At 60.4% G+C, this 9,319-nt stretch carries 6 protein-coding genes; all 6 read left to right on the plus strand.

The features are described 5' to 3' along the window. Positions 1–8: 8 nt before the first annotated feature. Positions 9–503, plus strand: coding sequence for a 2-amino-4-hydroxy-6-hydroxymethyldihydropteridine diphosphokinase (gene folK, locus PLZ73_01110; protein ID HOO76467.1), 495 nt, complete (start codon positions 9–11; stop codon positions 501–503). Next, positions 500–1,315: a 3-methyl-2-oxobutanoate hydroxymethyltransferase gene (gene panB, locus PLZ73_01115; GenBank protein ID HOO76468.1), complete on the plus strand. Its 816-nt coding sequence runs from the start codon at positions 500–502 to the stop codon at positions 1,313–1,315. The genes folK and panB overlap by 4 nt, the downstream gene beginning before the upstream one ends. Before the next feature lie 8 nt (positions 1,316–1,323). Next, on the plus strand, positions 1,324–2,169 hold the full coding sequence (gene panC / locus PLZ73_01120; GenBank protein ID HOO76469.1) for a pantoate--beta-alanine ligase: 846 nt from the start codon (positions 1,324–1,326) through the stop codon (positions 2,167–2,169). Between the two features lie 254 nt (positions 2,170–2,423). Continuing rightward, positions 2,424–3,374, plus strand: coding sequence for a proline iminopeptidase-family hydrolase (locus PLZ73_01125; protein HOO76470.1), 951 nt, complete (start codon positions 2,424–2,426; stop codon positions 3,372–3,374). 313 nt (positions 3,375–3,687) lie between these two features. After that, positions 3,688–4,353: a methyltransferase domain-containing protein gene (locus PLZ73_01130; GenBank protein HOO76471.1), complete on the plus strand. Its 666-nt coding sequence runs from the start codon at positions 3,688–3,690 to the stop codon at positions 4,351–4,353. A 170-nt stretch (positions 4,354–4,523) separates the two neighbouring features. Beyond that, a partial coding sequence (locus PLZ73_01135) for a PKD domain-containing protein (protein ID HOO76472.1) occupies positions 4,524–9,319 on the plus strand: 4,796 nt, incomplete at its 3' end.

Consider the following 9,319-nt stretch of genomic DNA (forward strand, 5'->3'; position numbering starts at 1 on the left):
CCTTCATCGTGAAAGCCTACCTTTCCCTGGGCTCCAACCTGGGCGACCGCCGGGAGTTTATCCGGCGGGGGATCGCGGCGGTGGCCTCGTTCCCCGACACCGCCGTGGTCGCGGAGTCGCCCTGGTTCGAAACCGCTCCCCGGGAGACCGGGGACCAGCCCGACTTCATCAACCTGGTTCTGAAAATCGAAACTTCCCTGGGGCCGGAAGCGCTTCTGGAGGCGTGCCTGTCGGCGGAGCGGGCGCTGGGCCGCCGGCGGGGCCGCGACCGGGGGCCCCGGGAGATCGATATCGACATCGTTTTCTACGGAACGCAGGTGCGCACGTCCCCGCCCATTCTCCCTCACCCGCGCTACCGCGCCCGGCGTTTCGTCCTCGAGCCGCTCCAGCGCCTGGACCCCGGTCTGACCGATCCGGTCACCGGCGAGGCCGTGGGCGAATTATTGGGCGAAGTCTCCGAACAAGCGGTCCGGGAACTGGCCGGATCGGGGAAGGGAAGATGAACGAAGGCGCGGATAAACGGGTGACGGCGGCGTCCCTGAAGGGGATGAAGGCTTCCGGAAAAAAAATCGTGGTCGTAACCGGCTACGACTACCCCCTGGCGCGGATCCTCGACCGCAGCGGGGTGGACGTCGTTCTGGTCGGCGATTCCCTGGGAATGGTGGTTCTCGGCCACGAATCCACCGTCCCGGTGACCATGGCCGACATGGTCCACCATACCCGGGCGGTGGCCCGGGGTTGCCGCCGGGCCCTGATCACCGCCGATCTCCCCTTCCTCAGCTGCGACCTCGGCCCCGACGAGGCGGTCAGGAACGCGGGGCGCTTGGTCCAGGAAGGCGGGGCCCACACGGTCAAGGTCGAAGGCGGAGCGGAGATGGGGGAGGTGGTTTCGAGGATCGTGGCCGCCGACATTCCGGTCATGGGGCACATCGGCCTCACTCCCCAATCGATATTGAGGCTGGGGAGCTACCAGGTCCAGGGCCGCGGCCCGGAAGCGGCCCGGCGCCTGCTGGGAGATGCCCGGGCCCTGGAAAGCGCCGGGGCCTTCGCCGTCGTTCTGGAATGCGTACCCGGGGAACTGGCCGCCGAGATCACCGGCGAGCTCTCCATACCCACCATCGGCATCGGCGCCGGTCCCTCCTGCGACGGGCAGGTGCTGGTCGCCCACGATCTCCTGGGGATGTTCGACGAGTTCCGGCCCACCTTCGTCAAGCGCTACGCCGAGATCGGGCAGGAGATCGCCCGGGCCGTGGGCGAGTACGCCCGGGAAGTCCGGGACGGCACGTTCCCCGGGCCGGAGCAGACCTTTCAGTGAGCCCCGGGATGGAGGTCGTAGCTTCGCCGGCGGAAATCCAGCGGATCTGCCTGGGTCACCGGATCGGGGGGAGGAGCATCGGGTTTGTTCCCACCATGGGGTACCTCCACGCCGGGCATACCAGCCTGATGAAGCTGGCCCGCCCCCGCGTCGACGTCCTGGTCGTCTCTATTTTCGTCAACCCCGCCCAGTTCGGGCCGCGGGAGGATCTGGCCTCCTACCCCCGGGATCTGGAGCGCGATCTCGCCCTCTGCCGCGCCGAAGGGGTCGACATCGTCTTCACCCCCGGCTCGGCGGACGTCTACCCGCCCGGGTATTCCACCTGGGTCGAGGAAACGCGCCTGAGCGCGGGCCTCTGCGGGGCCTCCCGCCCCGGTCATTTCCGGGGCGTCGCCACCGTGGTCCTGAAGCTTTTCAACCTGGTCGTCCCCACCCTGGCGGTCTTCGGGAGCAAGGACTATCAGCAGGCCCGGGTGGTAGCCAAGATGGTCGGGGATCTCGACCTGCCGGTGGAGGTCGTCACCGCCCCCATCGTCCGCGAACCCGACGGCTTGGCCATGTCTTCGCGCAACCGTTATCTCTCGGGGGCGGAACGGGAACAGGCACTCTGCCTCTTCCATGCGCTGGAGCGGGCCCGGGCCCTTTTCGCGGCCGGGGAACGCTCGGCCGCCGCGATCATCGCCGCCATGTCCGCGGAGATCGCGGCCGCGCCTTCGGCCCGGATCGATTACGTCGAAGTCCGGGACGCCGAGACCCTGGAGCCGGTCGAGGCCCTGGAGCGCCCGGCCGTGGCGGCGCTGGCCGTCTTCATCGGCTCCACCCGCCTGATCGACAACGCCGTTCTCGGCGCCTAGCGTTCCGCTCTGTGCTTTTCTCGACCGTGAAGGACATGAAGATCGTGAAGGTGGGTGTCGGATCTACTCTATGCTCTCTGCTCCATGCTCTTTGCCTTCCTGAACCCCGAACCCTGAACCCTCTTCCCCGCTCCGGCGGTTAAATCTTTCCCCCTTCTCAGTCGATCGGAGTAATCTGTGGTAAAGGCCGAGCGGGGGGAACGGTCTGAGTTTCGCCGCATGAGGACGCAGGTTGTCGGCCTGGGGGATGCGTCATGAGCCCGGAGTCGAATGTCGCGCAAGATACGGTCCCGGACGGCGCCCGGGCAGGCTATGTTCCGGTAACGGGCGGAAGGGTCTGGTACCGGATAGCGGGGCAGGGGGCCCCGGGGGTTCCTCTTTTGGTCCTGCACGGGGGGCCGGGCGCTTCTTGTGACTACCTCGAACCGCTGCGGGGATTGTCCGACGAACGCCCCGTCGCTTTCTACGACCAGCTCGGGTGCGGAAATTCCGACCGGCCCGAGGACACCGCCCTCTGGAGCGTCGAGCGTTACGTAGAGGAACTCCACCAGGTCCGGGAGGCCCTCGGCTTGGAGGAGGTTCATATTTTCGGGCAGTCGTGGGGGACGGCGCTGGCCGTGGACTACCTCCTGGAACGCGGGGCTGATGGCGTTCACAGCCTGGTCTTGTCCGGTCCCCTGCTCAGCACTTCCCGCTGGATCGCCGACCAGGAAAAACACGTGTCGAAGCTGCCCGCTACCACGCGCGCCGTCATCGAGGAGTGCGAGGCTTCGGGGGATTTCGATTCCCCTCGATACCGGGAAGCGATGATGGAGTACTACCGTCTCCACGTCTGCCGTCTCGACCCCTGGCCCGACTGCCTCAACGGAACGATCGAAAAGCTCAACGTTCCGCTCTACCGCTACATGTGGGGCCCCAGCGAATTTACCGTCAACGGCACCCTCAAGAACTACGAGCGGGTGGAGAGGCTGAAAGAGATAACCGTTCCGGTTTTATTCACCTGCGGGGGCGCCGACGAGGCGACCCCGGAGACGACCCGATACTACCGCGACCATCTTCCCGGTTCCCAGATCCGCGTCTTTGCCGGCGCGTCCCACGAGCACCACCTGGAGCACCCCGAAGAGTATCTGGAAACGGTCAGGGAGTTTCTCCGCCGGGCGGAGCCGGGAAAAAACGATGCGCATGGATTTAAATCTCAAATGTAAACTTATAGAGAATGTAGGGGGGGATAGGATAGTGGGATATTAGTCAGAACTATCATACCAAAATACGATAGCCTGAGTAGACTTAGTCTATAGATGTCGGAAGCCACTCTTCTGACATCATTTATATGAACGGGAAAAAATCGGAATATTTCTTGTCAGATATTCTTAATGAGAGTTATCATATAGATAGGAGGAGGACTAATGTTTTATTCAGGGTCCTCGGTGCGCTGGATAGTGGTCTACGCCCGGTCTTGGAATATTGCCCAAACCGGGTTTTTTTCTTGAACGGCAAGCCGGAAGTAACTTGTTGGGTGTGAAACAATATAATTCGGCAAGAAAGAGATTTGACCTGTGGAAGGATGTTTTCCCGAATATCGCTTACATGACATATGTCAGGGAACTTCGATCGGTTTTACATGGCTGTAGCACTGTCTTGGACGTTGGCTGCGGCGGTTCGTCCCCTCTGAGATTTGTTGATGCCCTCAGTTTAGTCGGGGTGGAAGGTTGGCGGCCTAACGTATTGAAAGCTGTCGAAGATGGGACGCATGATACTGTTTTTGAAGGAAGGGCAGAAGAGATCGGTGGATTGTTCGCAGATAATCAGTTTGAAGCCGTCGTAGCTCTCGATGTCGTCGAACACCTGGTGAAGGATAAAGGGGCGCAGTTTCTCAAAGAACTGGAACGGGTCGCCAGTAAACTGGTGGTGGTTTTGACCCCTAACGGTTTTCTTCCCCAGCACAGCGCGGATGGCGATTTAGAGGAGCACCTTTCCGGATGGACAGTAACGGAAATGACCGAGCTGGGGTATGAAGTTACCGGAATGTATGGATACAAGAATCTGCGCGGCGAATGCCAGAACCTGAAAGGTCGACCGAAATTCGTCTGGGGAGTCATTTCGGAATTTACGCATTATTTGTATACACGGAAACATCCTCAAAGTGCCGCAGCTTTATTTTGCGTGAAGAGAATCAGCGGGTAAGACGCTTTATATTGTTTGATGACGAAAAGAATGCAGTTACTCCGGGAGGAATGCTTGTGAGAAAGCCACTTCGCGTATTGGCTATAGTTATAGTCGGGGTTATTTCAGAAATTAGTTTTTTAACGGTTCCTTACGCCCAGGGCGCTATAGGCGATGACAATTGGTTCAGCGTGGACCCCAATCCGAACGCCATAGTCTTCATGGTGACCTGCGACGGCCCGGAAAATGTTTACGTGGGGGGATGGTTCACCAGGGTCGGGACGACCACGGCCAACGACGTAGCAAAATGGAACGGGTCTGCATGGTCGACGTTCGGTTCCGGAATGAACAACAGCGTCGAGGCGTTCGCGCCTGATGGTGCGGGTAATGTTTATGCGTCCGGATCCTTTACGACGGCCGGTGGGAGTTCGGCCAATTACGTGGCCAAATGGGACGGCGCGGCGTGGTCGGCTCTTGGCTCGGGGATGAATTGGAGCGTCAGGGGGTTGGCCTACGACGGCGCGGGGACACTCTACGCGGGAGGGTGGTTCACCACGGCCGGCGGAACGGCCGCCAACTATGTGGCCAAGTGGAATGGGTCTGCCTGGTCCTCGCTCGGGGACGGAGTGAATAACTACATCGAGGATATAGTCTGGGATGGCTCCGGCAACGTCTACGTAGGGGGATTTTTCACCGAGGCGGGGGGCGAATCCGCTAGTCATGTGGCTAAGTGGGATGGCTCCTCGTGGTCCGCGCTGGGGGCTGGAGTAAACGATCTGGTTTGTGTTATGGCGCTTGACGGCGAAGGCAATCTTTATGTGGGCGGCGATTTCACCACGGCTGGTGGGTCTTCAGCGAATCATATTGCTAAATGGAACGGTTCTGAATGGATGGCGCTTGGTTCCGGCGTCGATGACAGAGTCTGGGGTATAGCCTTCGACAACGAAGGTAACCTCTATGCCGGCGGTTGGTTCTCTTCGGCCGACGGCGTTTCCGCCAGCCGGATCGCCAAGTGGGACGGGTCATCCTGGTCCCCTCTTGGATCCGGCCTGAGCGGATTCGAGGTAAGATGCTTATACTTTGATGGGGTGAACAGCCTCTACGCGGGCGGCGATTTCACAACTGCCGGGGGCAAGCCGGCCCCGAACTTCGCCCGGTGGTATATCCCCACTCCGGCACCTTCCTGTACCCCGATTCCTAGCCGTACTCCGACACCAGAGGATTACAAGACCCCTACACCGCCTCCCACCAGAACCCCACCACTTCCGCCCACCGGCACTCCAACCGCATCGGCCGTTCCAACCAAAAGTCCAATCCCGACACCGTCGCCCGGAGATGACAATTGGTCCAGCGTAGACCCCAATCCCAACTCGATCGTCTTCATGGTAACGTGCGACGGCCCGGAAAATGTTTATGTGGGAGGGTGGTTTACCCAAGTCGGGACAACCACGGCTAACGACGTAGCGAAATGGAACGGGTCCGCATGGTCGACGTTCGGGTCCGGGATGAACGACAGCGTCGAGGCGTTCGCGCCTGATGGTGCGGGAAATGTTTATGCGTCCGGATCCTTTACGACGGCCGGTGGGAGTTCGGCCAATTACGTGGCCAAATGGGACGGCGCGGCGTGGTCGGCTCTTGGCTCGGGGATGAATTGGAGCGTCAGGGGGTTGGCCTACGACGGCGCGGGGACACTCTACGCGGGAGGGTGGTTCACCACGGCCGGCGGAACGGCCGCCAACTATGTGGCCAAGTGGAATGGGTCTGCCTGGTCCTCGCTCGGGGACGGGGTGAATAACTACATCGAGGACATAGTCTGGGATGGCTCCGGCAACGTCTATGTAGGGGGATTTTTTACCGAGGCCGGGGGCGAATCGGCTAATTATGTGGCCAAGTGGGACGGGTCCGCGTGGTCTGCGCTGGGCACCGGCACGAATGGCGTTGTCTACGTCATGGCGCTTGACGGCGCCGGCAATCTTTATGTGGGGGGGAACTTTACGACGGCCGGCGGGATGACGACTAATTATATTGCCAAGTGGGACGGATCATCCTGGTCTTCACTGGGTTCGGGCGTAAATAACAAAGTTTGGGGGCTCGCCTTCGATAACGAAGGTAACCTCTATGCCGGCGGTTGGTTCTCTTCGGCCGGTGGCGTTTCCGCCAGCCGGATTGCCAAGTGGGACGGGTCGTCCTGGTCCCCGCTCGGTTCAGGAGTAACCGGGGGAAATGAGATCAGAGCTCTTTCTTTCGACGGGGCGAACAACCTCTACGTGGGCGGCGACTTCACTGCCGCCGGAGGCAAGCCGGCTCATAACCTTGCCCGTTGGTATATCCCATCCAAGACTCCGACCCCCAGCGTTACCCCGACTCCCGATGATTATAAAACCCCAATCCCCACACCCTCTTGTCCCCCTACGACCACCCCCTCGGCGCCGCCTACCGCGACTCCTCCTCCAACTTTGCCTCCTTCCCCTTCCGTAACTCCGACAGCTTCCGCTTCCCCGACACAAGCACCTTCTCCATCGGTGACGCCGACACCGACACCGCTTCCCCCGGAACTGATTCTCACGGGCAGTCCGCTTTCGGGTCCTCCGCCTCTGACAGTCGACTTCGAAGCCACGGTTATTCACGGCAGTGAGATTCAATATTATCGCTGGGATTACAACGGAGACGGGGTTTGGGATTTTGTTTCTCCCTACTCGGCCAAAAGTTCACATACATACAGCGCGGTCGGAACGTACCAGGCCAGGTGCGAGGTTGAAGACTCGCTGGCTAGGACAGCGCTCAATTCGGTTTACGGCATTCAAGTGACGTTGGGTGTTGAGCCGTTGGAGGTAGATGCCTTAGCGGTTCCGACCGTAGGTTCAGCGCCGTTGGAGGTTTCACTGTCCGGAATAGTAACGCCGGCGGAACAAGTAGTTTTCTACCTCTGGGATTTCGAGGACGACGGGATTATCGATTATCTTTCATTAACCAGTCCTAGCGTCATCCATACCTACGGAACCGCCGGCCAATATACGGCGCGCCTTAGTGCGATAGATGCCCAAAGCGTGATCGAAAGCGACACGGTAGTGATCAATGTCTCCGAAGGCGGGACTCCTCCTCAAGCAAATGCCCAAGTCGATCAGGCAACGGGACCGGTTCCGTTTACCGTGACCTTTATCGGAAGCGCAACGCCCCCGGAGGATATTGTTCTTTATGAATGGGATTTCGACGGGGACGGCGCCTATGACTGGAGTTCACAGAGCGATGGGAATACTACCTACACCTTCGGAATGGTGGGGAGTTACGAAGCCGGTCTCAGAGTGACCACTGACGTCGGTTTGACGGATACGGACAGTGTCACTATCACCGTCAATCCGGTGTCCGACCTTAAGGTTTGGATCTCCAACCCGAAGGACGGTGAAACTATTTCCGGAAACGCCGTCACCGTGCGGATCAACACGGCTCCCGGCAACCAGACACAATGGGTCCAACCCCAGTATCGCCAAGTGGGGGAGACCAGTTGGATTGCCATGAGTTCGCCGATATATCCGCCACCGTATAGCTTCTACCGTTCTTGGGACACGACCGCCGTTACTCCCGGAGATTATGAGCTTCGCGGTCGTGCCGCCGATACCCTGGGACTGATCGTATATTCCGATTTAATCCAGGTCACCGTGGCATCGGTAGACTCGGAGATTGACGAGAATATCGACGAGCAGGGGAATCGGCTGAAACGACAGTTTCTGGCACCCCATCAAGCCACGTTGGTTGAAATATCCGGTGGATTATCGGCAAAAGTTCCCTATGGGGCCTTGCCCGAATCCAATGCGATGGTATTCGAGCAATATCCTGAAAACCCGCATAGAGGCAGAAAAGCGGCCCTCGCTTCGAACTTGTTTGAATTCGTCAATGTCGAGATCGAAGTCGAACAGTCGCTGGTAAAGCCGATGCTGCTGGTTATCCCTTATCCCGATAACAACGATGATGGATTCGTCGATGGGCTGGGAATTGCCGAGGGCAATCTCAAGATATTCAGGTATAACGAAGGCAGCGCTTCTTGGCAGACAGTGCCTTCCGTAACGGTTTACCACGAGGAGAACTACGTCCAGGCTCCGATAATGGCATTTGGGGATTATGCTTTGGGTGAGTCTGATCTTGGAACGCCCACTCCGGAGCTTTCTACTCCTACCCCAACTCCCATCGGAGTTTCCACATGTAGTCCTTCTCCAAGCACATCTCCTTCCCCGACCCCATATAGTGCCGCCAGCTATACAGCCACACCAACGCCCTCGCCGTTAGCTACAAGAACGCCCACCCCGGTCCTCCCGACGCCGGTTGCCTCCGGTCCGGCGATCGTGGGCGACTATAACGGCGACGGGACCTCCGACATCGCCCTCTTCCGGCCCTCGGCCGGGCTCTGGCTGGTGCGGGGCCTGACCCGGGCCTACTTCGGGGCCTCCACCGACTTCCCCGTCCCCCGGGACTACTCCGGCAATGGAACCTGGGACATCGCGGTCTACCGCGCCGCCCAGAGCAAGTGGATGGCCCGGGGCGTGACCACGGCCTGGTTCGGGGCCGCCGTCGACGTCCCCGTCCCCGGCGACTACGACGGGGACGGGACGGCGGACCTGGCGGTCTTCCGGCCTTCGATCGGCAAGTGGGCGGTGCGCGGAGTGACCCAGGCCTACTACGGGGTCTCCAGCGACCACCTGGTGCCCGGGAACTATGCCGGGGACCCGCGGACCCAGATCGCGGTCTGGCGCTCCTCCACGGGGCGCTGGCTGGTCAAGGGCCTGACCACGCTTTACTACGGGGGACCGACCGACGGACCGGTCCCCGGTCCCTACTCCGGGGGCCTGACCTGGGACTACGCGGTCTACCGCTACGACCAGGGCAAGTGGCTGGTTCGGGGCCGGACCGCGGTCTATTACGGGAACTCGACCGACACGGTGCAGCCGGCGGACTACGACGGGGACGGGACCTGGGACTTCGCCGTCTTCCGCTC

The sequence above is a fragment of the bacterium genome (genome assembly GCA_035380285.1).
GTDB lineage: Bacteria > Auribacterota > Erginobacteria > Erginobacterales > DAOSXE01 > DAOSXE01.

What these genes read in the sequence shown, in the direction of transcription:
- PLZ73_01125 (HOO76470.1), top strand. Translation starts at nt 2,424, where the DNA reads ATGAGCCCGGAGTCGAATGTCGCGCAAGATACGGTCCCGGACGGCGCC.
- panB (HOO76468.1), top strand. Translation starts at nt 500, where the DNA reads ATGAACGAAGGCGCGGATAAACGGGTGACGGCGGCGTCCCTGAAGGGG.
- panC (HOO76469.1), top strand. Translation starts at nt 1,324, where the DNA reads ATGGAGGTCGTAGCTTCGCCGGCGGAAATCCAGCGGATCTGCCTGGGT.